Origin of the sequence: Streptomyces xanthochromogenes (assembly GCF_014650455.1) — a bacterium.
Lineage (GTDB): Bacteria > Actinomycetota > Actinomycetes > Streptomycetales > Streptomycetaceae > Streptomyces > Streptomyces xanthochromogenes.
The window spans coordinates 436,010-462,929 of sequence record NZ_BMUZ01000001.1 but is presented as its reverse complement, the minus strand read 5'-3'; the positions used below and the strand labels follow the sequence as shown (position 1 = coordinate 462,929).

Below are 26,920 nucleotides of genomic sequence, written 5' to 3'. Positions count from 1 at the left end.
CCCCGCCAGGCCTCTCCGTCCGATGTAAGGAAACACCCTCATGAGCAACCGTCTGCGCACCCTCGGCAGCCGCACCGCAGGCCCGGGACACCCCGTGTACGTCACCGGCGAGATCGGCATCAACCACAACGGCGACCTCGACAACGCGATCGCCCTGATCGACGCGGCCGCCGACGCCGGCTGCGACGCGGTCAAGTTCCAGAAGCGCACCCCGGAGATCTGCACCCCGCGCGACCAGTGGGACATCGAGCGGGACACCCCGTGGGGCCGGATGACGTACATCGACTACCGCCACCGGGTGGAGTTCGGCGAGGACGAGTACCGCACCATCGACGCGCACTGCAAGGAGCGCGGCATCGACTGGTTCGCATCGCCGTGGGACACCGAGGCCGTCGCGTTCCTGGAGAAGTTCGACGTGCCGGCCCACAAGGTGGCCTCCGCCTCGCTCACCGACGACGAGCTGCTCCGCGCGCTGCGCGCCACCGGCCGCACCGTCATCCTCTCCACCGGCATGTCGACGCCGAAGCAGATCCGGCACGCGGTCGAGGTGCTCGGCAGCGACAACATCCTTCTGTGTCACGCCACTTCGACCTACCCGGCCAAGGCCGAGGAGCTCAACCTGCGCGTGATCAACAGCCTGATGGCCGAGTACCCCAACGTGCCGATCGGCTACAGCGGCCACGAGACCGGCCTGCAGACCACGCTCGCCGCGGTCGCGCTCGGTGCCGCGTTCGTCGAGCGCCACATCACCCTGGACCGCGCGATGTGGGGCTCCGACCAGGCCGCCTCCGTCGAGCCCGGTGGCCTGACCCGCCTGGTCCGTGACATCCGCACCATCGAGGCGGCGCTCGGCGACGGCGTCAAGAAGGTCTACGACTCCGAGCTCGCCCCGATGAAGAAGCTGCGCCGCGTCGCCGGCGTAGTGGCCCAGACCGAAGCCGCCGACGCCGAGAGCGCCGGGGACCGCGCTCCGGCCGCGGTCTGAGGGGGCGGGCCCGCCGTGCCTCGGGACACCTCCGCCACGCTCGCCTTCGTGGAGAGCCCGGTCCAGCTGCTCAACGTCCTGGAGTGGGCCCATTCGCCGGGCCCGCTGCTCGACGGCGTACCAGCGCAGCAGCGTCCCGAGGCGCCGGACCTTTCGGGCCTGACCGTCGTGGTGCTCTCGCCGACCGACCCCATGTCGCGCGGCCAGCTGCGCCGGATGGCCGAGCTCGCCAGGGACGCCGGCACGAAGGTGCGCTGGGAGGAGGCCCGGGGCGGCCTCACGGCGCCGCTGCACACCATCGGCGGGCTCACTCCGATGCTGCGGCGGGCCGACCGGATCGTCATGGGCGACCCGTTCTCGCGCTACGTCCAGCTGCTTCTCACCGTCTCCCGCGCCCGCGACCTGGTGGTCGTCGACGACGGGACGGCCACCATGGAGTTCGTCTCCCAACTCGCCCGCGGCGAACGCCTGGTGCGCTGGCACCGGCGGGGCAGCCGGGCCGGCGTCCGTGACCTCGCGTTCGCGCCGGTCTCCGCGGCGGCCCGCCGCCGGCTCACCCCGTCGAGGCGTCGCAGCGTCGAGGTGTTCAGCGCGATGCCCGTCGAGGCGCCCGAGGGCGTCACCGTCACCGCCAACACCTTCGGCTGGACGCGCGCCGGCTTCGGGCCGCCGCGCCTGACCAAGGGCGCCGATCTGGTGGGGACTTCACTGGTGGAGACCGGGGTCGTCGACCCGGAGAGCTACCTCGCCGCGGTCGGGCAGCTGGCCCGTACGCACGGGGTGACCCGCTATTTCGCGCACCGCCGGGAGTCCGCCGAGAAGCTGCACACGCTGCACGCCCGTACCGGTCTCGAAGTCGTACGCCCCGACCTGCCGCTCGAACTCATCGCCCGCCGGGGCCCGGTGGGCCGCACGATCCTCAGCTTCCCCTCCACCGTCGTGCACACCCTGCCGCTCGCGCTCGCGGGCACCGGGGTGCGGGTCGTGGTCTGCGACATAGACCCGCGGTGGCTCACCGACAAGGCATCCCCGCGCGCCCAGGGATTCCTCGACGGGGTGACGGGGGCGGCCCGCCGGGCCCACGGCCTGGCCAGAGTGGCTGCCTAGCCTTGCCCGGCGGGGTGTCGTCCCACCCCGGCGAGTGCGGCCGCTCCTACTCTGGGGGGAACGCCCGGGCCCGGTCATCGGGCGGAAGGATGAAATAGTTTACCCAGTTGTCACGAACGGCATGCGCCGTGCGACCAGCTTTCTTTCCCCTATGCGGCTGAACTTTTGTTGATCGCGCGTGAGTTGACCCTTCAAGAGGCCTACCCTCAACGAGTGAACCAGTTGATGTCCCGTGAGTCGTCCGAAGCCGATCTGCCCGGCGAAGCACCGCTGCCCGGCGAGCTGAGCGAGGCGCTGTTCGCCGAACTCGTCGCCTTCCGGCGGGACTTGCACATGCATCCCGAGCTCGGAAACCAGGAGTTCCGGACCACCGCCGCGATCAAGGGCCGCCTCGAAGCCGCCGGCCTCGAACCACGCGTGCTCCCCTCCGGCACCGGCCTCATCTGCGACATCGGGACCTGGGACCACGAGCGCCCCGCCCTGGCCCTGCGCGCGGACATCGACGCGCTGCCCATTCCCGACGCCAAGGCGGGCGTGTCCTACCGGTCCACCGTGCCCGACCGCGCCCACGCCTGCGGGCACGACGTGCACACCACCACCGTCCTCGGCGCGGGCCTGGTCCTCGCGAAGCTGCACCGCGAGGGCCTGCTGCCCGCCCCCGTGCGGCTGCTCTTCCAGCCCGCCGAGGAGGTGCTGCCCGGCGGCGCGGCCGACGCCATCGCGGCCGGCTGCCTGGACGGCGTGGGCCGGATCATCGCGGTGCACTGCGACCCCCGCGTGGACGCCGGGCGCATCGGCCTGCGGCACGGCGCCATCACCTCCGCCTGCGACCGCCTTGAGGTCTCCCTCGACGGGCCCGGCGGCCACACCGCCCGGCCGCACCTGACGACCGACCTGGTGACCGCCGTCGCCCGGGTCGCCGCCGACGTGCCCGCGCTGCTCGCCCGCCGCATCGACGCCCGCGCGGGGCTCGCGCTCACCTGGGGCCGCATCGAGGCGGGCCACGCCTGCAACGTCATCCCGATGCACGCCGAGCTGGCCGGAACCGTGCGCTGCCTGGAGCTGGCGGCCTGGCGCGACGCGCCCGACCTGGTGCACGCCGCGATCGACGAGGTGGCCACCCTGCACGGGGCCAAATCGGAGATCAACTACGTCCGCGGAGTGCCCCCGGTCGTCAACGATCCGATCGTCACGGAGCTGCTCGCGGAGGCCATGACGGCCCGCCGCGGGGCGCACGCGGTCGAGGACACGGAGCAGTCACTGGGTGGCGAGGACTTTTCGTGGTACCTGGAGCACGTGCCTGGGGCGATGGCTCGCCTCGGGGTCCGTACACCGGGCTCGAATGCCCGGCTTGACCTCCATCGGGGTGATTTCGATGCGGACGAGGCCGCCATCAAGGTCGGAGTCGAACTCTTCACCGCCGCCGCGCTCCTCGATGGCAACCGCGCGTAACCGGACACTTCATCCCCTGTTCGCGGCGATTCGATAACGGCTTCCGAACAGGGCTTTACGCGACATCTACGCGCGTTACGATCCGACGCGAAACCAGCGCCGGTAGGGGCGCCTCGGTTCAGGTTTGAAGGGACCTCCTCGTGCGCCGGGTATCCAAGATCGCTGCGGCAGGTATCGCCACCGCCGCGCTCGCGCTTTCCGCCACCGCCTGTGGCTCCACGTCCTCCCAGAAGGACTCGGGCAACTCCTCCTCGTCCGCCGCGGGCGGCAACGGCGTCAAGATCGGTGTCGCGTACGACGTCGGCGGCCGTGGCGACCACTCGTTCAACGACTCCGCCGCGCGCGGAATCGACAAGGCCAAGGCCGAGTTCGGCGGCTCCGTCAAGGAGCTGACCGCCAAGACCACCGACACCGAGGCCGACCGCGAACAGCGTCTGACCGACCTCGCCGGCGCGGGCTACAACCCGGTCATCGGCATCGGTTACGCCTACGCGAACTCGATGAAGAAGGTCGCGGTCAAGTACCCGAACGTCACGTTCGGCATCGTCGACTCCGTCGTCGAGGGCCCGAAGAACATCGACAACATCGTCTTCACCGAGGAGCAGGGCTCCTACCTCGCGGGTGTCGCCGCGGCGCTGAAGACCAAGACGAACCACGTCGGCTTCATCGGCGGCGTCGACGTCCCCCTCATCAAGAAGTTCGAGGCGGGCTTCAACCAGGGCGTCAAGGACACCAAGCCCGACGTCAAGATCGACAACCAGTACCTGTCGCACGGCTCGGACACGTCCGGCTTCGCCAGCCCCGACAAGGGCAAGGAAGCCGCCCAGGGCATGCTCGACAACGGCGCCGACGTCATCTACACCGCGGCCGGCTCCTCCGGCACCGGTGCGATCGAGGCCGTCTCGGGCAAGAAGGGCGCCTGGGCGATCGGTGTCGACTCCGACCAGTACCAGCAGGCCTCGCTCTCCAAGTACAAGAACTCGATCCTGACCTCGGTCGTCAAGAACGTCGACATCGGCGTCTACGACCTGATCAAGTCGATCAAGGACGGCAAGCCGCTGGTCGGCACCAACAGCTACCCGCTGGCCAAGGGCGGCGTTTCGCTGGCCACCAGCGGTGGCTTCATCGACGACCTGAAGGCGCAGCTCGACGCGGCCCAGAAGAAGATCGTCGACGGCTCCATCAAGGTCAAGACGACCCCGTGACCCGGGACGGTCACTGACCGTCTCCCGTCGCATCCGGCCCGGTGAAGCAGGGACCGCCCTGCCTCACCGGGCCATAACGAAGTGTCAACTCTACGCGCGTAGGCCGGAGTTGGCGCGCCAGGAGTGTGCTGAACTACTAGGCCGGGCGTCCGGCCGATGCGTCAGCGCGCTTCCAGGCTTCCCCGGAAGCTCCCCGCCCCCCGCTCCTGCCCACGAGGAGAGTGCGCCATCAACGCGTCCAGCCCTCCCGCCGTCGAACTGCGCGGCATCACCAAACGATTCCCCGGTGTCGTCGCCAACAAGGACATCGACATCACCGTCCGCAAGGGCACCGTGCACGCGCTGTGCGGTGAGAACGGCGCCGGCAAGTCGACCCTGATGAAGATCCTCTACGGCATGCAGAAGCCGGACGAGGGCACCATCACCATCGACGGCACCCAGGCCTCGTTCTCCAGCCCGGCCGACGCCATCGCGCTCGGCATCGGCATGGTCCACCAGCACTTCATGCTGGCCGACAACCTGACCGTCCTGGAGAACGTCGTCCTCGGCGGCGAGAAGCTGTACGGCATCGGCTCCAAGGCCCGCAACAAGATCAAGGAGATCTCGGACGCGTACGGCCTCGGGGTCCGCCCGGACGCCCTCGTCGAGGACCTCGGGGTCGCCGACCGCCAGCGCGTGGAGATCCTCAAGGTCCTCTACCGCGGCGCGCGCACCCTCATCCTCGACGAGCCGACCGCGGTCCTCGTCCCGCAGGAGGTCGAGGCGCTCTTCGACAACCTGCGCGAGCTCAAGGCCGAGGGCCTGACCGTCATCTTCATCTCGCACAAGCTGGGCGAGGTCCTCTCGGTCGCCGACGAGATCACGGTGATCCGGCGCGGCACCACCGTCGGCACCGCCGACCCCCGCAGCACCACCACCAAGCAGCTCGCCGAGCTGATGGTGGGCAGCGAACTGCCCTCGCCCGAGACCCGCGAGTCGACCGTCACCACGGTCCCGATGCTCCAGGTCGACGGTCTGAGGCTGGCCGCCACCGACCCCGACGGCGTGGTGCGCGAGGTGCTGTCCTCGGTGTCCTTCACCATCCACAAGGGTGAGGTGCTGGGCATCGCCGGCGTCGAGGGCAACGGCCAGGCCGAGCTCGTCGAGGCCATCATGGGCATGCGCATCCCCGACGGCGGTGCCATCACGCTCGACACCACCGACATCTCCACGGCCCCGACGCGCAAGCGCCGCGAGGACGGCATCGGCTACATCCCCGAGGACCGCCACCGCCACGGCCTGCTCCTTGAGGCCCCCCTCTGGGAGAACCGCATCCTCGGCCACGTCACCGAGAGGCCCAACTCCAAGGGCGCCCTCCTCGACAACAAGGCCGCGCGCAGGGACACCGAGCGGATCGTGCGCGAGTACGACGTGCGCACCCCCGGCATCGAGGTCACCGCGGCCTCCCTGTCCGGCGGCAACCAGCAGAAGCTGATCGTCGGCCGCGAGATGAGCCACAACCCCAAGCTGCTGATCGCCGCGCACCCCACCCGGGGCGTGGACGTCGGCGCCCAGGCGCAGATCTGGGACCAGATCCGCGAAGCCCGCCGTGAGGGCCTCGCCGTACTCCTGATCTCCGCCGACCTGGACGAGCTGATCGGCCTGTCCGACACCCTGCGGGTGATGTACCGGGGCCGTCTGGTCGCCGACGCCGACCCCGCCACGATCACCCCCGAGGAACTGGGTTCCGCCATGACCGGTGCCGCCACCGGCCACCTGGAGCACCAGGAGAACACTGGGGGAGAGGACCGATGAAGAAGCTCACCTCCCGCATCGACAAGGAGAAGCTGCTCCTCGCGATCGCGGCCCCCGTGCTCGCGCTCGTCGCGGCCCTTGTCGTCACCGCGCTGATCATCCTCGCCACCGGCAAGAACCCGTTCCCGGCCTTCAACGACATGCTGTCGTACGGCTCGGCGAGCGACAGCCAGGTCTACATCCTCAACAAGGCGACGACGTACTACCTGGCGGGCATCGCGGTGGCCATCGGCTTCCGGATGAACCTGTTCAACATCGGCGTCGACGGCCAGTACCGCCTGGCCGCGTTCCTCGCCGCGGTAGTCGGCGGCGCGCTGAGCCTGCCCGGCATCGTGCAGATCCCGATCATCATCGTCGTCGCCATGCTGGTCGGCGCGATGTGGTCGGCGGTCGCGGGCATCCTCAAGGTCACCCGGGGCGTCAGCGAGGTCATCTCGACCATCATGCTGAACGCCATCGCGACGGCGATCATCGCCTATCTGCTCCAGCCCGACCGGCTCGGCCAGCTCGACGAGGCGGGCACGCTCGTCTCGACCAAGCCGCTGCCCACCTCGTCCTGGTTCTTCACCATGGACATGGGTCCGGCCGGCCAGCTGTGGGGCTTCATCGTCGTCGCCGTGCTCGTCGGCGTCGCGTACTGGTTCACGCTCGGCCGCACCCGCTTCGGCTTCGACCTGCGGGCGGTCGGCCAGTCCGAGTCCGCGGCCGCGGCCAGCGGCGCCAACGTCAAGAAGATGATCGTCACCAGCATGATCATCTCGGGCGCGGTGGCCGGTCTCGTCGGCATGCCGACGCTGCTCAACGACAGCCACCAGTTCGACAACAGCTTCCCGCTCGGCCTCGGCTTCACCGGCATCGCCATCGCCCTGCTCGGCCGCAACCACCCGGTGGGCGTCGCGCTCGCCGCGCTGCTCTGGGGCTACCTGGAGCGCACCACCGGCCACTTCGAAGTGATCGGTTACGACAAGGAGATCCTCGGCGTGATCCAGGGCGTCATCGTCCTGTGCGTCGTGATCGCCTACGAACTCGTCCGCCGTTACGGCCTCAAGCGCCAGCAACAGCGCGTCGGCGCCGAGCTCGCGGCCCAGGCCGCCAAGACCGAGACGGAGGTGACGGCATGAGCGTCACGACCGAAACGACCACGACCCCACCGCCTCCGGCCGGGGTCAAGCGGGGCAACGCCAAGCGCAAGTTCTCCCTCGCGCAGGTCCTGATGATCATCGCGGGTGCGCTGATCCTCGTCTCCGCCGTACGCGTCATCACCGGCGCCGACCAGCTCACCAGCGAGGGCCAGATCAGCGCCGCGCTCGGCCTCGCGGTGCCCATCGGGCTCGCGGGCCTGGCCGGCCTGTGGTCCGAGCGGGCCGGCGTGGTCAACATCGGCCTCGAAGGCATGATGATCCTCGGCACCTTCGGGGCCGGCTGGGTCGGCTGGCAGTCCAGCCCCTGGCTCGGGCTGCTCGCGGGCATCGGCTTCGGTGTGCTCGGCGGACTGATCCACGCGGTCGCCACCATCACCTTCGGCGTCGACCACATCGTCTCCGGTGTCGCGGTCAACCTGCTCGCGCTCGGCGTGACGCAGTACCTGGCCAAGCTGTTCTTCAACGGCGGCGAGGCCCAGGTCAAGGGAGGCAACCCCAAGCAGTCGCCGCCCGCCGACTCGCTGCCCAGCTTCTCCATCCCGGGCCTGTCCTCCGGCCTGGAGTCGGTCCAGAACCACCACTGGTTCCTGATCTCCGACCTCGCCGGCATCGTCGGCGGCCTGGTCACCGAGGTCTCCTGGGTCACCGTCATCGCCGTCGCGCTGTTCGTCGGCACCTGGTGGCTGCTGTGGCGCACGGCCTTCGGCCTGCGCCTGCGTTCCTGCGGCGAGAACCCGATCGCGGCCGAGTCGCTCGGCGTCAACGTGTACTCCTACAAGTACGCGGCGGTCGCCGTCTCCGGCGGCCTCGCCGGTCTCGGCGGCGCGTTCCTCGCCCTGGTCACCTCGCACATCTACCTGGAGGGCCAGACCGGCGGCCGCGGCTACATCGGCCTCGCCGCGATGATCTTCGGCAACTGGCGTCCGGGCGGACTCGCCATGGGCGCGGGCCTGTTCGGCTTCTCCGACGCGCTCCAGCTGCGCAACGGCGGCACCACCGTGCACGCCCTGCTGCTCCTGCTCGTCGTGCTGCTCGCGGCGCTCGCGGGCTGGAAGCTGTACAAGAAGGCCATGCTGCAGGCCGCGATCAGCGCGGTGATGGCCGTGCTGATCCTGGTCTGGTACCTGCTGACCGACGACGTGCCCGGCGACTTCGTCGGCGCGACCCCGTACGTCGTGACGCTGCTCGTCCTGTCGCTCTCCGCCCAGCGTCTGCGGATGCCCAAGGCGGACGGCATGCGCTACCGGAAGGGCCAGGGCAAGTGACGCCGGCGCCCGACTGGGACGCCCTGCGCACGGCCGCGCGCGAGGCCATGTCCCGCGCGTACGCGCCGTACTCGGGTTACTCGGTCGGGGCCGCGGCCCTGGTCGACGACGGGCGAACCGTCACCGGCTGCAACGTCGAGAACGCGTCGTACGGCATCGGCCTGTGCGCCGAGTGCGGGCTCGTCTCGGCGCTCCAGCTGTCCGGCGGCGGCCGGCTGACGCACTTCACCTGCGTCGACGGTCACGGCGACGTGCTGGTGCCGTGCGGCCGCTGCCGTCAGCTGCTCTTCGAATTCGGCGGTCCCGAGCTCCTGTTGGAGACCCCGGCCGGCATCCTGACGCTGTCCGAGATGCTCCCCCAGGCCTTCGGCCCGGACCACCTGAAGTAACCTCGCGGCCCCCGCACCCCGGTGCGGGGGCCGCACTCTCACCTCACCTCTATGCGCGTAGAGTCGCGCACGTAACGTGCACCAAGCCGGAAGGAATGCCATGGACGTCATCTCCGTCATCCGCACCAAGCGAGACCGGGGCGAGCTGTCTCCCGAGCAGATCGACTGGGTCATCGACGCGTACACGCGCGGCGAGGTCGCCGACGAGCAGATGTCCGCGCTGGCCATGGCCATCCTCCTCAACGGCATGAACCGCACGGAGATCGCCCGCTGGACGGCCGCGATGATCGCCTCCGGCGAGCGCATGAACTTCGACTCGCTCTCGCGCCCGACCGCCGACAAGCACTCCACCGGCGGCGTCGGCGACAAGATCACCCTGCCGCTCGCCCCGCTGGTCGCCGCCTGCGGCGCGGCCGTGCCGCAGCTCTCGGGCCGGGGCCTCGGCCACACCGGCGGCACCCTGGACAAGCTGGAGTCCATCCCCGGCTGGCGCGCGCTGCTCTCCAACGAGGAGATGCTGAACGTCCTCGACACCACCGGCGCGGTCATCTGCGCGGCGGGCGACGGCCTGGCCCCCGCCGACAAGAAGCTCTACGCGCTGCGCGACGTGACCGGCACGGTCGAGGCGATCCCCCTGATCGCGTCGTCCATCATGTCGAAGAAGATCGCGGAGGGCACCGGCTCGCTGGTCCTGGACGTGAAGGTCGGCACCGGCGCCTTCATGAAGAACATCGAGGACGCGCGTGAACTGGCCTCCACGATGGTCGCGTTGGGCACCGACAGCGGTGTGAAGACGGTGGCGCTCCTCACCGACATGTCCACCCCGCTCGGCCTGACCGCGGGCAACGCCCTCGAAGTCCGGGAATCCGTCGAGGTGTTGGCGGGCGGCGGCCCCGCCGACGTCGTCGAGCTCACCATCGCGCTCGCCCGCGAGATGCTGGACGCGGCGGGCATCAAGGACGCCGACCCGGCGAAGGCCCTCGCGGACGGCTCCGCGATGGACGTGTGGCGCCGGATGATCGCGGCCCAGGGCGGCGACCCGGACGCGACCCTGCCGGTCGCCCGCGAGCAGCACGTCATCACCGCCCCCTCCTCGGGCGTCCTGACCCGCCTCGACGCGTACGACATCGGCGTGGCCGCCTGGCGCCTCGGTGCCGGCCGCGCCCGCAAGGAGGACCCGGTCCAGGCCGGCGCCGGCGTCGAACTCCACGCCAAGCCCGGCGACACGGTCACCGCGGGCCAGCCCCTGCTGACCCTGCACACGGACACGCCGGAGAAGTTCGAGTACGCACTGAAGTCGCTGGACGCGTCGTACGACGTGGCCCCGGCCGGCACGGCGTTCTCGGCGACGCCGATCGTGCGGGAACGTATCGCCTGACCTGGGCTTTCCAGGGGGGCCCTGGTATGGGTGAACGGGACCGGTGGACCTCCGCCGGTCCCGTTCGGCATGCTGGACTGCGTGACGAACCGACGCAGGGAGACCGCCATGAGCGCACTCACCGTCGACCACTCCGGCACCGGCCACGAGTGGGACGACGTCGTCCGGATCTGGGAGGAGACGGACGCACCCGAGGGCTGCAAGGTGGAGATCATCGAGGGGATCGTCACCGTGTCACCACCGCCGTCCGACGAACACAACGACACCGCTTGGCTCGTGCAGGAGCAACTTCTCACGGTGCTGCCGGAAGGCTGGGCGATCTACCAGACACTGGGTCTCGCCCTCCCACAGAGTGGGGGCCTGTACATGCCCGACCTTGTGATGATCCCGCGATCACGCCTGAGCCAGGGTCCGGACGGCCGTACGGCCGCGGAAGACGCCGAGCTCGTCGTCGAGGTCACCTCCAAGAGCAACGCCAACCACGACCGGGTGACGAAGACCCACGGCTATGCCAGGGCAGGCGTGCCGTTGTACTTGCTCCTCGACCCCTGGCACTCCGGTCGGCCGACCGCGACGCTCTACGGCGAACCAGAACACGGCACCTATCGCGTCCTCGGCACGGTCGAATACGGCGAGAAGCTGACGCTGCCCGCGCCCTTCGACCTGGAGATCGACGCCGGAAGCTTCCCGGTCCACTAGCCCGGTCGGCTTCCGCGACCGATGAATTCCACGCCCCGCCCCGGTCTCACCCTTGTGGAAGCCACCGAGCCCCCGGAGCAGCACCCTGTCCTCGTCGTCCCCCACCCCGTCACCTTCGCCGACGTCCCGCTCCTGTGCGAGCGGCTGCGCCGGCTCTACGGAGGCGGGGCCGCGGAGGTCGTGTGCGACCTCGCCGCGGTGACCCGGGCCGACCTCGCCGCCGTCGAGGCCGTGGCCCGGCTGCGGCTCACGGCCCGGCGGGCCGGGAGACGGGTCCGTATGCGCAACGCCGGGGCCGGGCTGGTGGCGCTCCTGGAGCTGACGGGGCTGGGGGGCGAGTAGGGGGCGGCGCCCCCGACGGCCACCCCGGCCCCATCCCTATGCCTACGGCGTCTCCGGGTTGCCCTCCGCGTCCAGGCGGGCCGGGAGGTCGAAGAGGGGGAACCAGCGTTCCGTGTCGAGGAACGAGCAGATGCCGGACACCTTGCCCCCGTTCGTCTCGATCACCATCAGGGCCCACGGCGTGAAGCCGCCCGCCGGGTCCGGGTGGTAGTGGGCGAACGCGGGCGTGCCGTTGGCCACCGTCGGGAGCAGGCGCGAGCCCCGGCAGACCTCGCCCACGCCGAGCATCCAGCCCACGATGTCGTCGTGGCCGCGCAGCCACAGGTCGTACGGCGGCATGGACAGCGTGGCGTCCTCGTGGAGGAGGGCGGTCAGCGCGGTCATGTCGTAGCCCTCGAAGGCCGCCACGTACCGCGCCAGGAGCTTCTGCTGCTCCTCGTCCAGCGGGTCCGCCGCGTCCGACTCCTTGGGCTCCGACTCGGCCAGCGTAGAACGGGCGCGCTGGAGGGCCGAGTTGACCGATGCCACGCTCGTGTCGAGCAGCTCGGCGACCTCCGCCGCCTTCCAGGCGAGCACCTCGCGCAGGATCAGCACCGCGCGCTGCTTGGGCGGCAGGTGCTGGAGCGCCGCGACGAAGGCGAGCCGCACCGACTCGCGGGCGAGCGCGGCCTCCGCCGGGTCCTCGACGGTGGGCAGCACCCGGCCGTCCGGCACCGGCTCCAGCCAGGTCACCTCCGGGCGGGAGTTGAGCTGGGCGTTGGCCACCGGCGTCGCCGCCGTGAGGTCCATCGGGCGGGCCCGCTTGTTGCCCGCGGTCAGCATGTCCAGGCAGACGTTGGTCGCGATGCGGTACAGCCACGAGCGCAGCGAGGAGCGGCCCTCGAACTTGTCGATGCTGCGCCACGCCCGCACCAGCGTGTCCTGCACCGCGTCCTCCGCCTCGAAGGCCGAGCCGAGCATCCGGTAGCAGTACCCCGTCAGCTCTCTGCGGTGTTCTTCGAGGCGTACGTCCAGATCCGCCGCCGCTGCCAGATCACTCATCGGTCCACCCCATGTCGCGCCTTGTGGTGCCAGCACTTCGGAAGCTACCGGACCCCACTGACAATCGCGCGACTACGGGAAAAGGCGCAGGTCAGTGACGGGCGTGCGCCAGGTGCAGGCCGTGGCTGCGGCGCTCGGCGCGGGCCGCGTGCGAGCCGTACAGGGTGACCGAGACGACGCCGAGGACCGCGAGGATGCCGAGCAGCACCGTGGCCGGCCAGCCGCCGGAGTGGAAGGCGACCGCGCCGAGCGTGCCGCCGGCGCTGGAGCCCAGGTAGTAGGCGGACTGGTAGAGCGCGGATGCCTGGGCGCGGCCGTGCTTGGCGGTGTGGCTCACCGACGAAGAGGCGACCGCGTGGCCCGCGAAGAATCCCGCGGTGATCAGGACCAGGCCCGCCAGGATCGCGGGCAGCGAGGACGCGAGGGACAGGAGCAGGCCCGCCGCGGTCGTGGAGACCGCCAGGTACAGGGCGCCGCGCCGGCCCACCCGGGCCACCAGCTTGCCGGCCGCGGCGGAGGAGACCGTGCCGACCAGGTAGACCAGGAAGATCGAGCCGATCAGGCCCTGCGGCAGGTTGAAGGGCGCCGCGGTGAGGCGGTAGCCGATCACCGTGTAGACCGCGCCGAACACCGTCATGAACAGGGCGCCGATCGCGTACAGCCGGACCAGGAGCGGGTCGCCGAGGTGGCCGCGCACCGTGCGGGCCAGGGCGCGCGGGTTCAGCGAACCCGGCGTGAAATGACGGGCCTTGGGGAGGAGCAGACGGAACGCCACCGCGCACACGGCGGCCAGCGCGCCCACCGCGAACAGGGCCGCGCGCCAGCCCCAGGCCTGTGCGACCCAGCCGGTCAGGATGCGCCCGCTCATGCCGCCGATCGAATTGCCCGCGACGAACAGGCCGATCGCCGCGACCAGCGCCTTCGGCTTCACTTCTTCCGCCAGGTAGGCCATCGCCGAGGCGGGCAGACCCGCGATCGCCGCGCCCTGCACCGCGCGCAGCGCCACCAGCCAGCCCACGTTCGGCGCGAACGGGACGAGCAGGCCCACCGCCACCGCGACGGCCAGCGAGACCGTCATCATCCGGGTCCGTCCGAACCGCTCGGACAGCGCGCTCAGCGGCAGCACGAACAGGGCGAGCGCGCCGGTCGCCGCCGACACCGTCCAGCTGGCCGCGCTCGCCGTGGCCCCGAGGTCCGAGGAGATCAGCGGCAGCAGGGCCTGGGTGGAGTAGAGGAGGGCGAAGGTGGCGACACCGGCGGCGAAGAGCGCGAAGCTCATCCGGCGGTAGCCGGCGGCGCCGGGGGTGAGCTGGAGCGGGGACGACGAGGGGGAGGCGGCCACGGTGGTGGACGCCCCGGTACTGGCGGGAGGCATACGACGACCGTAGGCCCGTCGTGTTTATGCGTCCAATGCACAGATGGGGGACAATCGATCCACTCCTGCATCAGCAAAGGTCAGAGGCGCGCGTGTCATTGAACAGTTACGAAGAAGACATGGCGATGGCATTGGCGCCGCGCCTCGCCTACTTCGCCGGGGTGGCCCGGCACGAGCACGTCACGCGCGCCGCCCATGAGCTCGGGGTGCCCCAGTCGACCCTGTCGCGCGCGATGGTCCGCCTCGAAGAGGACCTCGGCGTCACCCTGTTCGCGCGCAAGGGCCGTACCGTCTCGCTGACCGCCGCGGGCCGCACCTTCCTCGGCTCTGCCGAGCGGGCGCTCGCGGAGGTCGGCCGGGCGGCCGAGTCGGTGCGCGCCGACGCGGACCCGGCGGCCGGCAGGGTCGCCTTCGGCTTTCTGCACACCATGGGCTCGGAGACGGTGCCGGGTCTCATCCGCGCCTTCCGGGTGGACCACCCCCGCATCCGCTTCACCCTCGTGCAGAACTACGGCGAGGCGATGATCGAGCGGCTGCGGGCGGGCGAGCTCGACCTGTGTCTGACCTCGCCCGTGCCGGATGCGCCCGACCTCGCGGCCCGGCGCCTGGACGAGCAGCGGCTACGCCTGGTGGTGCCCGACGACCACCGGCTCGCGGGCCGCAAGCGGGTGCGGCTCGCGGAGGCCGCCGACGAGACGTTCGTGACCCTGGAGCCGGGCTACGGGCTGCGCCGCATCACCGACGACCTGTGCACGGAGGCCGGGTTCGCGCCGCACATCGCCTTCGAGGGCGAGGAGGCCGAGACGCTGCGCGGCCTGGTCGCGGCCGGGCTCGGGGTGGCGCTGCTGCCGCCGCCCGCGGTCGCCCGGCCGGGCGTCGTCGAGCTGACCGTCACCGCCCCGCGCGCGGTGCGCGAGATCGGCGTCGCCTGGCTCGACGGCCACCCCGACACCCCGCCGGTGGCGGCCTTCAAGGCCTTCCTGCTGTCCCGGCGCGGCAAGCTGATCCCCGAGTAGCCCGCCGGGATCGACAACACCCTTATGGATGAAGGGACTTGCCGAATCCGGCGGCCAGGGGCATCCGCAGCCCCAGCGGCGGGGGCGCGGCGAACGCGTCGGTGACCGGGCGGGCGTAGGGGCGCGAGAACAGGGTGCCGAAGACGAAGTCGACGGCCAGCGCGTGGACTTCGGGCCGGTGCTGCCGCATCGCGTGGCCGTCGGAGTGCACCTCGAAGCGGCAGGTGTCCCGGTTGGCCTTCTTGGCGCGCTCGGCGAGCCGGTAGGACAGCTCCGGGTCGCTGCGCGAGTCGTTGGTGCCGTGCACGATCATCACGCGCCGGCCCACCAGCTGCTTCACCGGCTCCGGGTCGGCCGCCACGTCGTCCTCGGGAATCCAAGGAGCCAGCGCCAGAACGGAGTTGACGGCCGGATGGCCCGCCGCGCGCAATGCGGCCCGGGCGCCCATGCCGAGCCCGACCAGGCACACCGGGACGTCTCCGTAACGCCGTACGACCTCGTCCGCCGCCCATTCCGCGTCCGTGGCGAGCCGTGCGTCGCCGCCGTTCCAGCCCTGGCCGCGGTAGTGCACGGCGTGAGCCACCAGGCCCTCGTCGCGGCCGTCCCGCGCCAGTCTGCGGGCCAGCGGCAGCGCGGCCGCGTACGCGAGAGGGGAGGGCCGGCGTGCCGAGACGGGATCGCCGTCCGGCAGCACGAGGACCACACCGCTGACCGTCGCGCCGGCGCCGGTCGCGCCGACGGCCCGTCCCAGCCGGGCAGCAGGCAGGGGAATCGCTTGCTGTGCCATGGCAGAACAGTCTCAGAAGCCCGGGTGTACGCCACCCGTCCGCACGGTCACTGTTACGTATCGACGGCCTTCGGAAGCCGGGCGATCTACGCGCGTAGGGGCTACAGTGCGCAGATGACGAGCCAGACCGCATCCGTACCCAGCCCGGATCAGATCAGCCGTGCCCCGAAGGTGCTGCTCCACGACCACCTCGACGGGGGTCTGCGTCCCGGGACCATCATCGACATCGCCCGCGACACCGGCTACGAGGGCCTGCCCGAGACCGAGGCCGACAAGCTCGGCGTCTGGTTCCGCGAGGCCGCCGACTCGGGCTCCCTGGAACGGTACTTGGAGACGTTCGCGCACACCTGTGCCGTCATGCAGACCCGGGACGCGCTGTTCCGCGTCGCCGCCGAATGCGCCGAGGACCTCGCCGAGGACGGCGTCGTCTACGCCGAGGTGCGCTACGCGCCCGAGCAGCACCTGGAGCGGGGCCTCACCCTCGAAGAAGTGGTCGAGGCCGTCAACGAGGGCTTCCGCGAAGGGGAGCGGCAGGCCAGGGCCAACGGCCACCGCATCCGGGTGGGCGCGCTGCTCACCGCCATGCGGCACGCGGCCCGCGCCCTGGAGATCGCCGAACTGGCCAACTCCTACCGGGACTCGGGCGTGGTCGGCTTCGACATCGCGGGCGCGGAGGCGGGCTTCCCGCCCACCCGTCACCTCGACGCCTTCGAGTACCTCAAGCGCGAGAACAACCACTTCACCATCCACGCGGGCGAGGCCTTCGGCCTGCCGTCGATCTGGCAGGCGCTCCAGTGGTGCGGCGCCGACCGGCTCGGCCACGGGGTGCGGATCATCGACGACATCGAGGTCGCCGAGGACGGCAGCGTGAAGCTCGGCCGGCTCGCCTCCTATGTGCGCGACAAGCGCATCCCGCTGGAGATGTGCCCGACCTCCAACCTCCAGACCGGCGCCGCGACCTCCTACGAGGACCACCCCATCGGGCTGCTGCGCAAGCTCCATTTCCGGGCCACCGTGAACACGGACAACCGGCTGATGTCGGGCACCAGCATGAGTCAGGAATTCGAGCACCTGACGAAAGCCTTCGGATACACGCTGGAAGACATGCTGTGGTTCACGGTCAATGCGATGAAATCAGCATTCATTCCTTTCGATGAACGACTGGCCATGATCAATGACGTGATCAAGCCCGGTTATGCCGAGTTGAAATCCGAATGGCTGTTCCAGCAGACCGCTACGACCAGCGGTTCTGCGGCGGCGGGCAACTGATCTTAGGTATAGGAAAGCGGCCGGGAGTGTGAACTCGCGGCCGCTTTCACATGTTTGCGGCCCGGGTGGTCCGCTGACTACCTTGGCGAGCCGCTCACCTTTCCCTCCCCAAGGACGAATTTCTGATGAAGCAGTCTGCCAAGACGCTCGGTGTCGTTGCCCTCGGTGCCGCCTTCGCCGCCGCTGCCGCCGGGACGGCCTCCGCCGTCCCCTCGGCAGCGGCCCTGGGCGCGCTGTCGACCGTGACCGCGGGCACCCCGATCGGCGCCGCACAGAAGGTGCTGCCCGCGGCCTCGCCCGAGGCGCTGGCGGGCGGACAGAAGAAGACGTCCGGCGACCCGGTGGGCAGCCTGCTCGGCGGCCTGCCCACCGACTCGCTGCCGACCGGCCCGGTGGCGAGCAACCTGACGAGCGGCGGCCTCACCGGCTGAACCCCCGCACCACGTCCCGTCGGGGCGCACACCCGTGAGCCGGGTGTGCGCCCCGTCGGTGTCTGAGTAGGGTCCGGATCATGCGTCCGAAGGCGGCCGCCCGAGCGGCGGTCCTCACCGCGATCGCGCTGCTCGCCGCCGCCTGCGCCGGACCGCCGGACGGGCCGGTCGAATCCGTGCGCACCCGGACGCCGACCGCACTGGAGCGGGCCGCCCTCACCGCGCACGACGTACCCGGTTACGAGATCTCCGGCGCCGCCTCGCCCGACGACACCCGGGGCGTCCCGCGGGCCGACCGCGCGGCCTGCGCGCCGCTGGCCGAAGTGATGGGCGGGGCCCCCGACGACCGGGCCCGCGCGACGGTGAGCCGGGGCCTCGGCTCGCGGCGTTCGCCCGGTCTCGCCGTGTCGGCCTCGCTGTCCGCGTACGCGCCGCCGGACGCCGGGCATCTGATGGACGGGCTCAGGGCGGCCCTGGCCCGCTGTGGCACCGGATTCGGCACCGAGCTCGACGGCCGCAGGGCGGCCTACCGGGACGTACGCCCGGTGCCGTACGAGGTGCAGGGCGACGAGTCGGTCAGCTGGGCGGCCTCCGTGCTCGCGCAGGGCGCGCCGGCGCCCGTGCACATCGTCGTGGTGCGCCGGGGCGCCACCATCGTGCGCTTCATGGCGATCAACCTGTCCGGAAAGGCGCCGTCGGACTTCTCAGTACCGCACGACATCGCCGACCGGCAGCTCGCCAAGCTGATCCGGACCGTCGAGGACTGACCGCCCCCGCGTTCACCAGGCGGCGCGCGGCGACTTCTCGCCGGGGATCAGGGCCCACATGGCCAGATAGACCAGGAACTGCGGTCCCGGCAGCAGACACGAGACGATGAAGATCACCCGCATCGTGGTCGCGGAGGTGCCGAAGCGCCGGGCCAGCGCTGCGCACACCCCGCCGATCCGGCGGCCTTCGGTCGGGCGGACGAGAGGGGCGCTCATGACGGCTCCTTCGGAGCTGGAGGGCGGGAGCCGCTCTGGTCGGGCTCCCTTGCGATGTCTCCATCCTCCCGGCCGAGGGCCGTCGCAGCGTCGGACTAGGGGACCGTCCCGACCCTGGGAATTGTCGGGGTTCGTCCCTGGGGGGTGTCCTCCCGAAGGACGGGGGCGGCCTGCTCGCGCTGGTTCCTGCGGCGGAGATTGCGCCGGCCCGCCGGTACCACCGCCAGGTGCGCGAGGGCCACGCCCGCGGTGTTCAGGAACAGCGAGTCGACATCGGGGACCTGGCCGGGCACGGCCGTCTGCAACAGCGCGATGCCGAGCGAGATCAACGCGCCGGCCAGCACCGTGCGTACCAGGGAGGCCAGCGGGGAGACCCGGAGCCGGCCGCCCACCATCGGGAGCAGCACCCCCAGCGGGGCGAGCAGCAGCAGGCCCTCGCCGATCCGGTGGGCGGCCTGCAGCGGGCCGAGCGCGAGGTCGGCCTTGATCCCTGCGAACGGCGTCAGATTGGTGGCCGTCACCCACAGCACGTCCCGCGGCCGCAGCGAGGTCCACGCCACGAGCAGCAGATGCGCGAGGAGGAGGACGCCGCCCACAACGCGGACCCGGATGACGGCGCTGCCGTCTTGACATTGACGCTGCTGCACGCCCCCCAAGACGCCGGCCGCGGCGGGAACGGTTCCGCCGCGGCCGAGTGATTCGGTGCACCCGCCCCGGGCCCTGCCCGGGCGCACGGCCGGACCCGCCCTACGCGCTGCGGGTGGGCCGGGGGATGTCCCCGAGGGTGGCCGCGCTGTCCGGGCGGGACTTCATCTCCGAGGTGCAGGTGTAACCGCGTGCCGGGTCCTCGCCGGGGCCGCCGAGCACCACCTGCTGGGTGCCGGGCGCCGCCGGTGTGTTCTCTGCGTAGGTGCAGATCACCTGGGACAGGGCGAGCGCGGACAGGTCCTCGGGGTTGCGGCTCAGGCGCAGCGCGCCCGCCGGGTCGTTCTTCCGGGCCGCTGTGACGGTCAGCGGGCCCTTGACCTCGGTGGCGAACCCGGCGTCCTTCTCGTCGCCCGACGGCTGCACGATCAGCTCGTCGAGCAGCGCCTGCGCGAACCGGACCCGGTCCTGGGCGCCCTTGGCCTCGGGGATGCGCACCGACCGCTGGGTGGTGACCAGCTGCGCCCCGCACACCAGGTAGACCTCGACGGTGATGCCCTCGAACTGCGGGGTGACCGCGTTGTCCGGCACCTCGCACGGCACCCGGGACGGCGCCGGGCCCGCGTCGACGGGCACCGAGGTGGGCCTGATGCCGCAGCCTGCGGCGCCGGCGGCCAGCGCGAGCAGCCCGGCCAGCGCGACGGCTGCCCGGCCAAGTCGTCCTCTCACTGCGCCGCGTCTCCTTCCGGCGTCTCGGCGGTGGCCGGGGTGGCGTCCAGCGGAAGCCGCAGCACGAACACGGCGCCGCCCTCCGGGGAGTTGGCAGCGGTGATGTCGCCGCCGTGGATGTGCGCGTTCTCCATCGCGATGGACAGGCCGAGCCCGCTGCCCTCCGAGCGCGGCCGCGAGGCGCTCGCCTTGTAGAACCGGTCGAAGACGTGCGGCAGGACGTCCTCGGGGATGCCGGGCCCGTGGTCGCGTACCGCGATCACCAGCTCCTCGCCCTCCACGCGGACCGCGACCCGCACCGGGGAGCCGCCGTGCTTGAGGGCGTTGCCGATCAGGTTGGCGAGCACCACGTCGAGGCGGCGCGGATCGAGGCGGGCCATGATGCCGCGCTCGGCGTCCAGTTCCACCGCGTCCAGCCAGGCCCGGGTGTCGATGCACGCGGTGATCTGGTCGGCGATGTCCACGTCGTCGAGCACCAGACGGGCGGTGCCCGCGTCGAAGCGGGTGACCTCCATCAGGTTCTCGACCAGGATGTTCAGGCGCCGGGTCTCGGAGACCACCAGACGCACCGCGGGCGCGATCATCGGGTCGAGGCTGTCCTCCTCCTCGTCGAGGACCTCGGCGACGGCGGTCAGCGCGGTCAGCGGGGTGCGCAGCTCGTGCGACATGTCGGCGACGAAGCGGCGGCTCGCCTCCTCGCGCGCGCTCATGTCGCTGACCTTCTTCTCCAGGTTCTCGGCCGTGCGGTTGAACGTCCTTGAAAGATCGGCGAGTTCATCGGTCCCGGACACCCGCAGCCGGGTGTCGAGCTTGCCCTCGCCGAGCCTGCGGGCCGCGTCCCCGAGCCGCTGCACCGGCCGCAGCACGGTGGTGGCGGCCGCCTGCGCGAGCAGCGCGGAGGCGAGCAGCGCGAGGAAGGTGGCGATGCCGAGCGACCAGGCGAGGGAGTTGAGGTCGCGCCGCTCCTGGTCGAGCGGGGCCAGCATGTACCCCGTCGGCCCGGCGCCGATGATCTTCGAGCCGCCCACCAGGTAGGGGCGGCCGTGCAGGGTGATCCGCTGCCAGAACAGGTGGTACGGGTAGGCGTTGCTCTGGCTGACCTTCTGCTTCTTGTTGACGGCCTCCTGCAGCGAGGCAGGGACGTCGTCGAGGGTGAAGTCGTCCACGTCGGACGCGCCCGCGATCGGCTTGCCGGGCGCGCGCTCGGCCACGAGCACCACGTTGTAACGGGAGTTGCTGCTGTCCGCCATCTGCTTGGCGGCCACCTGCAGGTCGTGCTCGGTGAGCTGGAGCGGCAGGGACGCGGCCCGGTTCTGCATGCCCTGGCGGAAGTCGTTGAGCGCGGAATCCTGCGTACGGACCAGTACGGCCTCGCGGTTGAGCCAGTACGCGATGCCGGAGGCGGAGACGGCCGCGGTCAGCGCGACGAGCGCGAACACCACGACGAGGCGCAGCCGCAGACTGGTCCAGCGCAGCCCGGCGAGTATGGTCCGTTTCACCGTGCCTGCTCAACTGGCGTGCGGGGGTGGTGCGTCAGGTTCACGAGGGCGTGTCCAGGCGGTAGCCCACGCCACGGACCGTACGGATCAGCGTCGGTGAGGACGGCACGTCCTCGACCTTGGCGCGCAGCCGCTGGACGCAGGCGTCCACCAGGCGCGAGTCGCCGAGGTAGTCGTGCTCCCAGACGAGCCGCAGAAGCTGCTGGCGGGACAGCGCCTGGCCGGGCCTGCGGCTCAGTTCGAGCAGCAACCGCAGCTCGGTGGGCGTGAGTTGAAGGTCCTCGCCGTTCTTGGTGACGGTCATCGCGGCCCGGTCGATCACCACGCTGCCGAACGCCGCCGAGTCGGTGGCCTCGCGTTCGCCGCGGCGCAGCACCGCCCGGATGCGGGCGTCGAGGACCCGCCCCTGGACCGGCTTGACAACGTAGTCGTCGGCCCCGGATTCGAGGCCCACCACCACATCGATGTCGTCGTTGCGCGCGGTCAGCAGGATGATCGGCAGCTGGTCGGTGCGCCGGATGCGGCGGCACACCTCGAAGCCGTCGATCCCGGGCAGCATCACATCCAGCACGATCAGGTCGGGCCGCTGCTCGCGCAGCAGTTTCAGGCCGTCCTCTCCCGTCGCCGCGGTGGCCACACGGTGGCCCTGGCGTGACAGGGAGAGTTCGAGGGCCGTGCGGATGGCGTCGTCGTCCTCGATCAGCAACAGGAAAGGCACAGAGGTCATTCTGGCCCATGAGCCAGAGGAGTACGACCCCCGTCCGGCCTCTGACCCGCGACAGCGCGTTCACAGGCTGCTGTGACAGGCCTGTGACACTCGGCGGACAGCCCGATGAAGTGGCCCGGGCAGGCTCTTCCTCGTAACCGGGCAAGCCGATGATCTGACTCCACCCGACGGGGGGCGCGAGATGAAAGCACTGCACAGCAACAACTCCAGCGCAGTTGTGACGCGTCTCCACGACGTCGTACGGAGCACCGAGAAGTCCGGCGCCGGCGCGGGGGTACGGGGGTGCGCTCGCGGCGCCGGGCGTCAGCACACGTCGTACATGACGGTCGTTGACGCCCCCGCGGTTCCGGCCGCGGGGAACATTCCGCAGGGCAACGGCCAGGCGGCGTACGGGGAGGGCTCGGGGGAGCGGAGCAGCCTGTCGGAGGCGGAGTTCACCGCCTACGTCCAGGAGCGCCGCGCCTCCCTGTACGCGACCGCCTACCACCTGACCGGCGACCGTTTCGAGGCGGAGGACCTGCTGCAGAGCGCGCTGTTCTCCACCTACCGGGCCTGGGACCGCATCAGCGACAAGGCCGCGGTCGGCGGCTACCTGCGGCGGACCATGACCAACCTGCACATCAGCGCGTGGCGGCGGCGCAAGCTGAACGAGTACCCGACCGAGGAGCTGCCGGAGACGGTCGGCGACTCGGACGCGATGCGCGGCACCGAACTGCGCGCGGTGCTCTGGCAGGCGCTGGCCCGCCTGCCCGAACTGCAGCGCACGATGCTCGTCCTGCGCTACTACGAGGGTCGTACGGACCCGGAGATCGCGGACATACTGCACATCAGTGTCGGCACGGTGAAGTCCAGCATCTGGCGCTCGCTGCGCCGGCTGCGCGAGGACGAGGTCCTCAGCTTCGGGCGTGACGAGGAGGAGTCCTTCGGCGAGCTGGTGGCCTGAAGGTCTGAGGGAGGGGACGCGGGTGGTCCGCGGGGGGACACGGGGACCGCTCACGGGGGTAACGGGGGAAGCGGCGGGGCCATCGGCCCCGCCGCTTCATTGTGGGCGCACCGCGCGCGACGGCGGGCCTACCGCGCGGTCGCGGGTGTTACCGCGAGGGGCTCCAGGCGGCGGCCGGCGCGGTGCGGCAGCGCCCCGCCGCCGCGTTCGCGATGCGGCCGAGGGCCTCGTCCCTGCCGCAGGGGTGTGCGCCGAGCGCCGCCTGGCGCGTGACGATCGCGCGCTCGGCGAGCATCAGGCGCCAGCCGCGGCGCAGCAGGAACGCCACGGACTTGCGGCCCTCCTTCAAATCGCGCAGCAGCCTGCGCCGGAAGGTCGTCGAGGGGCGGCCGCACAGGCAGATCGCGTCCGCGAGCACGCCGAGTTCCTGGCAGCGGCCCACGATGTCGGCGGCGAAGATGCCCTCCGCGATGAACAGCGGGGTGCGGTCGATGCCGAACGAGGCGCTGCCCGTGATGGAACTCGTCGCGATCGAGTAGACCGGCACCGCGGTGCGTCCCGTACGACACAGCTCGACGATCGCGGCGACCGCCGCGTCCGCGTCCCAGGACCGCGGGGAGTCCCAGTCGATGTCCGTGCTGCCCGCCACCACCGGCAGGGTCGGGTCGTCACCTTCCTTGTAGAAGTCGTCGAGGCGCAGCACGGGCAGGTCCGTGCGGGCGGCGAGGGACGACTTGCCGGAGCCGGAGGGCCCCGAGAGCAGGACGACGCGCGTCGGAATGGCAGATGAACTCACGGGACACCAGTGTGGGCCATGCACCCGTGCGTGGGACCCCTCGGGGAGGCCGTTGGTATCCAGCATCACATCTCAACTACGCTTCGCGATCGCGCGATTACACGCCTTCGGACGAGAGTGAGTGGAATCCCATGGGACAACACGAGGCCCCCAGGCCCGCCAGAAGCCTGCGCCACCGGGCGTTGCTGAGCGCCGGGCTCACCGTCACCGCGGCCGGTGCCGCGCTGGCGGGCGCGGGCACCGCCGCCCAGGCCGCCCCGGCCCCCGCGGCCGGCCAGAGCGCGTCGACCACCGACCTGACGGCGGCCGCGCACGCGCTGACCGGCTCGGTCGGTCACGCCGTGGGCCCGGCGATGGGGCTGCGGCTCGACCCGCTGGCCAACACCGGTGTCGACCCGCTGACCAACGGAGTGGGCACCCAGATCGCCGACTTCAAGCCGGTGTCGACGACGGCCGCGACCGGCGTCCTGACGAGCGGCTCCGCCCTCAAGGACCTGCCGCTGGCCGGCCAGGTCGCCGGGCTGCTGTCCCGCTGACGGGTACGCGAAGGGCCCCGCCGTCCATGACGGCGGGGCCCTTCGCACGGCTCAGTACGCCGAGCCGGAGGCGCCCAGCGAACCCGTGGGGTGCCAGACCGTCTTGGTCTCCAGGAACGCGGTGAGGCGCTCGGTGCCCGGGTCCGCGGTGAAGTCCACGGCCTTGGCGCGCAGCACGCGCTTGAGGTTGTCCGCCGCAGCGATCTCCAGTTCGCGCGCCAACTCGGCGTCCGCGCCCGTCAGATCGATGGCGTTCACGTCCTGGTGGGCGGCGAGCGGCGCCGCGATCTCCGCCGTCCTGCCGGACAGGACGTTGACGACGCCGCCCGGCAGGTCGGAGGTGGCCAGCACCTCGCCGAGCGAGAGCGCCGGGAGCGGCGCCTTCTCGGAAGCGATGACGATCGCCGTGTTGCCGGTCGCGATGACCGGCGCGACGACCGAGACCAGGCCGAGGAACGACGAGTCCTGGGGGGCCAGAACCGTGACGACACCGGTCGGCTCGGGGGTGGAGAGGTTGAAGAACGGACCCGCGACCGGGTTCGCGCCGCCCACCACCTGGGCGATCTTGTCGGTCCAGCCCGCGTACCAGACCCAGCGGTCGATCGCCGCGTCCACGACCGCACCGGCCTTGGACTTCGACAGGCCCTCGGCCTCGCCGACTTCGCGGACGAACTGGTCCCTGCGGCCCTCCAGCATCTCGGCGATGCGGTAGAGGATCTGGCCGCGGTTGTACGCGGTCGCGCCCGCCCAGCCGCCGAACGCCTTGCGGGCCGCGACGACCGCGTCCCGCGCGTCCTTGCGCGAGGAGAGGGGCGCGTTGGCCAGCCACTTGCCCTTGCTGTCGACCACTTCGTACACCCGGCCGCTCTCGGAACGCGGGAACTTCCCGCCCACGTACAGCTTGTAGGTCTTGAAGACACTCAGACGCGTCGGAGTCTCAGACATCGAGGTAGCCCTCCAGGCCGTGCCGGCCGCCCTCGCGGCCGAAGCCCGACTCCTTGTAGCCGCCGAACGGCGAGGTCGGGTCGAACTTGTTGAACGTGTTGGCCCAGACGACTCCGGCGCGGAGCTTGTTCGCGACCGCGAGGATGCGCGAGCCCTTCTCCGTCCAGATGCCGGCGGACAGGCCGTACTGGCTGTTGTTGGCCTTGGCGACGGCCTCGTCCGGGGTACGGAACGACAGCACGGACAGGACCGGGCCGAAGATCTCGTCGCGGGCGATGGTGTGCGCCTGGGTGACGTTCGTGAAGAGCGTCGGGGCGAACCAGTAACCGGCCGAGGGCAGTTCGCACGGGGCGGACCAGCGCTCGGCGCCCTCCGCCTCGCCCGTCTCGGTGAGCGCGGTGATGCGGGCCAGCTGCTCGGCCGAGTTGATGGCGCCGATGTCGGTGTTCTTGTCCAGCGGGTCGCCGAGGCGGAGCGTGGAAAGACGGCGCTTGAGCGAGTCGAGCAGTTCGTCCTGGATCGACTCCTGGACCAGCAGGCGCGAGCCCGCGCAGCAGACCTGGCCCTGGTTGAAGAAGATGCCGGTGACGATGCCCTCGACGGCCTGGTCGATGGGGGCGTCGTCGAAGACGATGTTGGCGCCCTTGCCGCCCAGCTCCAGGGTGACCTTCTTGTCGGTGCCGGCCACCGAGCGGGCGATCGCCTTGCCGACGGCGGTCGAGCCGGTGAAGGCGACCTTGTTGACGTCGGGGTGCTCGACCAGGGCCCGGCCCGCGTCGCCGTATCCCGTAAGGATGTTGACGACGCCCTTGGGCAGGCCCGCCTGGCGGCAGATGTCCGCGAAGAACAGCGCCGAGAGGGGCGTGGTCTCGGCGGGCTTCAGGACGACCGTGTTGCCGGTGGCGAGCGCCGGGGCGATCTTCCAGGCCAGCATCAGGAGCGGGAAGTTCCACGGGATGACCTGACCGGCCACGCCCAGCGGGCGCGGGTTCGCACCGAACCCGGCGTGGTCGAGCTTGTCGGCCCAGCCCGCGTAGTAGAAGAAGTGCGCGGCGACCAGGGGGAGGTCCGCGTCGCGGGTCTCCTTGATCGGCTTGCCGTTGTCCAGGGTCTCCAGGACGGCCAGCTCGCGGCTGCGCTCCTGGATGATCCGGGCGATGCGGAACAGGTACTTGGCGCGCTCGGAGCCGGGCAGCGCCGACCACTTCTCGAACGCCTTGCGCGCGGCCTTCACGGCGCGGTCCACGTCCTCGGCGCCCGCGCGGGCGACCTCGGACAGGACTTCCTCGGTGGACGGCGAGACGGTCTTGAAGACCTTGCCGTCGGCGGCTTCGGTGAACTCGCCGTCGATGAACAGGCCGTAGGACGGCGCGATGTCGACGACCGAGCGGGACTCGGGCGCGGGCGCGTACTCGAACGCGGCCGTCTTCTTTTCCATTG

General features: G+C 71.2%; 28 protein-coding genes. 17 read left to right on the top strand and 11 right to left on the bottom strand.

Annotated elements, in window-relative coordinates; translation table 11 throughout:
- The first annotated feature begins 40 nt into the window (after window positions 1–40).
- The 11 genes from IE267_RS02080 (at window position 41) to IE267_RS02030 (ending at window position 11,758) form a co-directional block, all read left to right on the top strand.
- Window positions 41–985, top strand: coding sequence for an N-acetylneuraminate synthase family protein (locus IE267_RS02080; protein WP_167157463.1), 945 nt, complete (start codon window positions 41–43; stop codon window positions 983–985).
- Window positions 986–1,000: 15 nt separating this feature from the next.
- Window positions 1,001–2,092: a hypothetical protein gene (locus tag IE267_RS02075; RefSeq protein ID WP_161244949.1), complete on the top strand. Its 1,092-nt coding sequence runs from the start codon at window positions 1,001–1,003 to the stop codon at window positions 2,090–2,092.
- 225 nt (window positions 2,093–2,317) lie between these two features.
- A complete protein-coding gene (locus IE267_RS02070; RefSeq protein ID WP_189762147.1) occupies window positions 2,318–3,544 on the top strand; it encodes an amidohydrolase in 1,227 nt (408 codons plus the stop codon).
- Between the two features lie 140 nt (window positions 3,545–3,684).
- Window positions 3,685–4,749 (top strand): BMP family lipoprotein, encoded by a 1,065-nt coding sequence (locus IE267_RS02065; protein WP_161244950.1) that lies wholly within the window; start codon window positions 3,685–3,687, stop codon window positions 4,747–4,749.
- Between the two features lie 156 nt (window positions 4,750–4,905).
- A complete protein-coding gene (locus tag IE267_RS02060; protein WP_167157459.1) occupies window positions 4,906–6,543 on the top strand; it encodes an ABC transporter ATP-binding protein in 1,638 nt (545 codons plus the stop codon).
- Window positions 6,540–7,664: an ABC transporter permease gene (locus IE267_RS02055; protein WP_167157457.1), complete on the top strand. Its 1,125-nt coding sequence runs from the start codon at window positions 6,540–6,542 to the stop codon at window positions 7,662–7,664. The genes IE267_RS02060 and IE267_RS02055 overlap by 4 nt, the downstream gene beginning before the upstream one ends.
- On the top strand, window positions 7,661–8,950 hold the full coding sequence (locus IE267_RS02050) for an ABC transporter permease (RefSeq protein WP_167157455.1): 1,290 nt from the start codon (window positions 7,661–7,663) through the stop codon (window positions 8,948–8,950). Before IE267_RS02055 ends, IE267_RS02050 begins: the two co-directional genes overlap by 4 nt.
- On the top strand, window positions 8,947–9,339 hold the full coding sequence (locus IE267_RS02045; RefSeq protein WP_161244955.1) for a cytidine deaminase: 393 nt from the start codon (window positions 8,947–8,949) through the stop codon (window positions 9,337–9,339). Before IE267_RS02050 ends, IE267_RS02045 begins: the two co-directional genes overlap by 4 nt.
- Before the next feature lie 100 nt (window positions 9,340–9,439).
- Entirely contained in the window at window positions 9,440–10,717 is a 1,278-nt protein-coding gene (locus IE267_RS02040; RefSeq protein ID WP_100574759.1) for a thymidine phosphorylase, read from the top strand.
- 108 nt (window positions 10,718–10,825) lie between these two features.
- On the top strand, window positions 10,826–11,416 hold the full coding sequence (locus IE267_RS02035) for a Uma2 family endonuclease (protein WP_189761977.1): 591 nt from the start codon (window positions 10,826–10,828) through the stop codon (window positions 11,414–11,416).
- 21 nt (window positions 11,417–11,437) lie between these two features.
- A complete protein-coding gene (locus IE267_RS02030; protein ID WP_189761976.1) occupies window positions 11,438–11,758 on the top strand; it encodes an STAS domain-containing protein in 321 nt (106 codons plus the stop codon).
- Between the two features lie 42 nt (window positions 11,759–11,800).
- On the opposite strand, the gene IE267_RS02025 is transcribed toward IE267_RS02030, so the two are convergent.
- Window positions 11,801–12,799: a sigma-70 family RNA polymerase sigma factor gene (locus IE267_RS02025; RefSeq protein WP_189761975.1), complete on the bottom strand. Its 999-nt coding sequence runs from the start codon at window positions 12,797–12,799 to the stop codon at window positions 11,801–11,803.
- 91 nt (window positions 12,800–12,890) lie between these two features.
- Window positions 12,891–14,174 (bottom strand): MFS transporter, encoded by a 1,284-nt coding sequence (locus IE267_RS02020; RefSeq protein WP_161244960.1) that lies wholly within the window; start codon window positions 14,172–14,174, stop codon window positions 12,891–12,893.
- A gap of 119 nt (window positions 14,175–14,293) precedes the next feature.
- On the opposite strand from IE267_RS02020, the gene IE267_RS02015 reads away from it, so the two are divergent.
- Window positions 14,294–15,190, top strand: a complete 897-nt coding sequence (locus IE267_RS02015) for a LysR family transcriptional regulator (protein ID WP_194598417.1) — start codon at window positions 14,294–14,296, stop codon at window positions 15,188–15,190.
- A 22-nt stretch (window positions 15,191–15,212) separates the two neighbouring features.
- Here the strand turns inward: IE267_RS02015 and IE267_RS02010 are convergent, their stop codons facing one another.
- Window positions 15,213–15,977 (bottom strand): alpha/beta hydrolase, encoded by a 765-nt coding sequence (locus IE267_RS02010; RefSeq protein ID WP_161244962.1) that lies wholly within the window; start codon window positions 15,975–15,977, stop codon window positions 15,213–15,215.
- A gap of 114 nt (window positions 15,978–16,091) precedes the next feature.
- Between IE267_RS02010 and IE267_RS02005 the strand changes: the two genes are divergently transcribed.
- From IE267_RS02005 to IE267_RS01995, 3 genes are all read left to right on the top strand, one after another.
- Complete coding sequence (locus IE267_RS02005; protein ID WP_189761973.1) at window positions 16,092–17,246, top strand: adenosine deaminase; 1,155 nt, start codon at window positions 16,092–16,094, stop codon at window positions 17,244–17,246.
- Window positions 17,247–17,371: 125 nt separating this feature from the next.
- Window positions 17,372–17,677, top strand: a complete 306-nt coding sequence (locus tag IE267_RS02000) for a hypothetical protein (RefSeq protein ID WP_189761972.1) — start codon at window positions 17,372–17,374, stop codon at window positions 17,675–17,677.
- A gap of 80 nt (window positions 17,678–17,757) precedes the next feature.
- The gene (locus tag IE267_RS01995) at window positions 17,758–18,444 is read left to right on the top strand and encodes a hypothetical protein (protein ID WP_189761971.1); all 687 of its coding nucleotides are present in this window, start codon (window positions 17,758–17,760) and stop codon (window positions 18,442–18,444) included.
- 12 nt (window positions 18,445–18,456) lie between these two features.
- Here the strand turns inward: IE267_RS01995 and IE267_RS01990 are convergent, their stop codons facing one another.
- The 5 genes from IE267_RS01990 to afsQ1 all read right to left on the bottom strand — a co-directional run bounded on the left by IE267_RS01990 (window position 18,457) and on the right by afsQ1 (window position 22,251).
- Entirely contained in the window at window positions 18,457–18,660 is a 204-nt protein-coding gene (locus IE267_RS01990; RefSeq protein ID WP_161244966.1) for a PspC domain-containing protein, read from the bottom strand.
- A 95-nt stretch (window positions 18,661–18,755) separates the two neighbouring features.
- A complete protein-coding gene (locus tag IE267_RS01985; protein ID WP_161244967.1) occupies window positions 18,756–19,307 on the bottom strand; it encodes a VanZ family protein in 552 nt (183 codons plus the stop codon).
- A gap of 100 nt (window positions 19,308–19,407) precedes the next feature.
- Window positions 19,408–20,034 (bottom strand): hypothetical protein, encoded by a 627-nt coding sequence (locus IE267_RS01980; protein ID WP_189761970.1) that lies wholly within the window; start codon window positions 20,032–20,034, stop codon window positions 19,408–19,410.
- A complete protein-coding gene (locus IE267_RS01975) occupies window positions 20,031–21,533 on the bottom strand; it encodes an ATP-binding protein (protein ID WP_189761969.1) in 1,503 nt (500 codons plus the stop codon). The genes IE267_RS01980 and IE267_RS01975 overlap by 4 nt, the downstream gene beginning before the upstream one ends.
- Window positions 21,534–21,573: 40 nt before the next feature.
- Entirely contained in the window at window positions 21,574–22,251 is a 678-nt protein-coding gene (afsQ1, locus tag IE267_RS01970) for a two-component system response regulator AfsQ1 (protein ID WP_189762146.1), read from the bottom strand.
- 190 nt (window positions 22,252–22,441) lie between these two features.
- Between afsQ1 and IE267_RS01965 the strand changes: the two genes are divergently transcribed.
- A complete protein-coding gene (locus IE267_RS01965) occupies window positions 22,442–23,203 on the top strand; it encodes a SigE family RNA polymerase sigma factor (RefSeq protein ID WP_167157436.1) in 762 nt (253 codons plus the stop codon).
- Window positions 23,204–23,351: 148 nt separating this feature from the next.
- Here IE267_RS01965 and IE267_RS01960 read toward each other — a convergent pair whose 3' ends face one another.
- Window positions 23,352–24,065, bottom strand: a complete 714-nt coding sequence (locus IE267_RS01960; protein ID WP_167157434.1) for a uridine kinase — start codon at window positions 24,063–24,065, stop codon at window positions 23,352–23,354.
- Window positions 24,066–24,130: 65 nt separating this feature from the next.
- Between IE267_RS01960 and IE267_RS01955 the strand changes: the two genes are divergently transcribed.
- Entirely contained in the window at window positions 24,131–24,535 is a 405-nt protein-coding gene (locus tag IE267_RS01955; RefSeq protein ID WP_167157431.1) for a hypothetical protein, read from the top strand.
- Window positions 24,536–24,586: 51 nt separating this feature from the next.
- Here the strand turns inward: IE267_RS01955 and IE267_RS01950 are convergent, their stop codons facing one another.
- Window positions 24,587–25,480: an aldehyde dehydrogenase family protein gene (locus IE267_RS01950; protein ID WP_161257717.1), complete on the bottom strand. Its 894-nt coding sequence runs from the start codon at window positions 25,478–25,480 to the stop codon at window positions 24,587–24,589.
- A complete protein-coding gene (locus IE267_RS01945; RefSeq protein ID WP_167159564.1) occupies window positions 25,473–26,918 on the bottom strand; it encodes an aldehyde dehydrogenase family protein in 1,446 nt (481 codons plus the stop codon). The genes IE267_RS01950 and IE267_RS01945 overlap by 8 nt, the downstream gene beginning before the upstream one ends.
- Window positions 26,919–26,920: the final 2 nt, after the last annotated feature.

Coding starts and splice junctions, on each gene's coding strand:
- IE267_RS02080 (WP_167157463.1), top strand. CDS start 41: ATGAGCAACCGTCTGCGCACCCTCGGCAGCCGCACCGCAGGCCCGGGA.
- IE267_RS02070 (WP_189762147.1), top strand. CDS start 2,318: ATGTCCCGTGAGTCGTCCGAAGCCGATCTGCCCGGCGAAGCACCGCTG.
- IE267_RS02060 (WP_167157459.1), top strand. CDS start 4,906: ATGCGTCAGCGCGCTTCCAGGCTTCCCCGGAAGCTCCCCGCCCCCCGC.
- IE267_RS02055 (WP_167157457.1), top strand. CDS start 6,540: ATGAAGAAGCTCACCTCCCGCATCGACAAGGAGAAGCTGCTCCTCGCG.
- IE267_RS02050 (WP_167157455.1), top strand. CDS start 7,661: ATGAGCGTCACGACCGAAACGACCACGACCCCACCGCCTCCGGCCGGG.
- IE267_RS02040 (WP_100574759.1), top strand. CDS start 9,440: ATGGACGTCATCTCCGTCATCCGCACCAAGCGAGACCGGGGCGAGCTG.
- IE267_RS02035 (WP_189761977.1), top strand. CDS start 10,826: ATGAGCGCACTCACCGTCGACCACTCCGGCACCGGCCACGAGTGGGAC.
- IE267_RS02030 (WP_189761976.1), top strand. CDS start 11,438: ATGAATTCCACGCCCCGCCCCGGTCTCACCCTTGTGGAAGCCACCGAG.
- IE267_RS02025 (WP_189761975.1), bottom strand. CDS start 12,799: ATGAGTGATCTGGCAGCGGCGGCGGATCTGGACGTACGCCTCGAAGAA.
- IE267_RS02020 (WP_161244960.1), bottom strand. CDS start 14,174: ATGCCTCCCGCCAGTACCGGGGCGTCCACCACCGTGGCCGCCTCCCCC.
- IE267_RS02015 (WP_194598417.1), top strand. CDS start 14,294: ATGGCGATGGCATTGGCGCCGCGCCTCGCCTACTTCGCCGGGGTGGCC.
- IE267_RS02010 (WP_161244962.1), bottom strand. CDS start 15,977: ATGGCACAGCAAGCGATTCCCCTGCCTGCTGCCCGGCTGGGACGGGCC.
- IE267_RS02005 (WP_189761973.1), top strand. CDS start 16,092: ATGACGAGCCAGACCGCATCCGTACCCAGCCCGGATCAGATCAGCCGT.
- IE267_RS02000 (WP_189761972.1), top strand. CDS start 17,372: ATGAAGCAGTCTGCCAAGACGCTCGGTGTCGTTGCCCTCGGTGCCGCC.
- IE267_RS01995 (WP_189761971.1), top strand. CDS start 17,758: ATGCGTCCGAAGGCGGCCGCCCGAGCGGCGGTCCTCACCGCGATCGCG.
- IE267_RS01990 (WP_161244966.1), bottom strand. CDS start 18,660: ATGAGCGCCCCTCTCGTCCGCCCGACCGAAGGCCGCCGGATCGGCGGG.
- IE267_RS01965 (WP_167157436.1), top strand. CDS start 22,442: ATGAAAGCACTGCACAGCAACAACTCCAGCGCAGTTGTGACGCGTCTC.
- IE267_RS01960 (WP_167157434.1), bottom strand. CDS start 24,065: ATGCTGGATACCAACGGCCTCCCCGAGGGGTCCCACGCACGGGTGCAT.
- IE267_RS01955 (WP_167157431.1), top strand. CDS start 24,131: ATGGGACAACACGAGGCCCCCAGGCCCGCCAGAAGCCTGCGCCACCGG.
- IE267_RS01950 (WP_161257717.1), bottom strand. CDS start 25,480: ATGTCTGAGACTCCGACGCGTCTGAGTGTCTTCAAGACCTACAAGCTG.
- IE267_RS01945 (WP_167159564.1), bottom strand. CDS start 26,918: ATGGAAAAGAAGACGGCCGCGTTCGAGTACGCGCCCGCGCCCGAGTCC.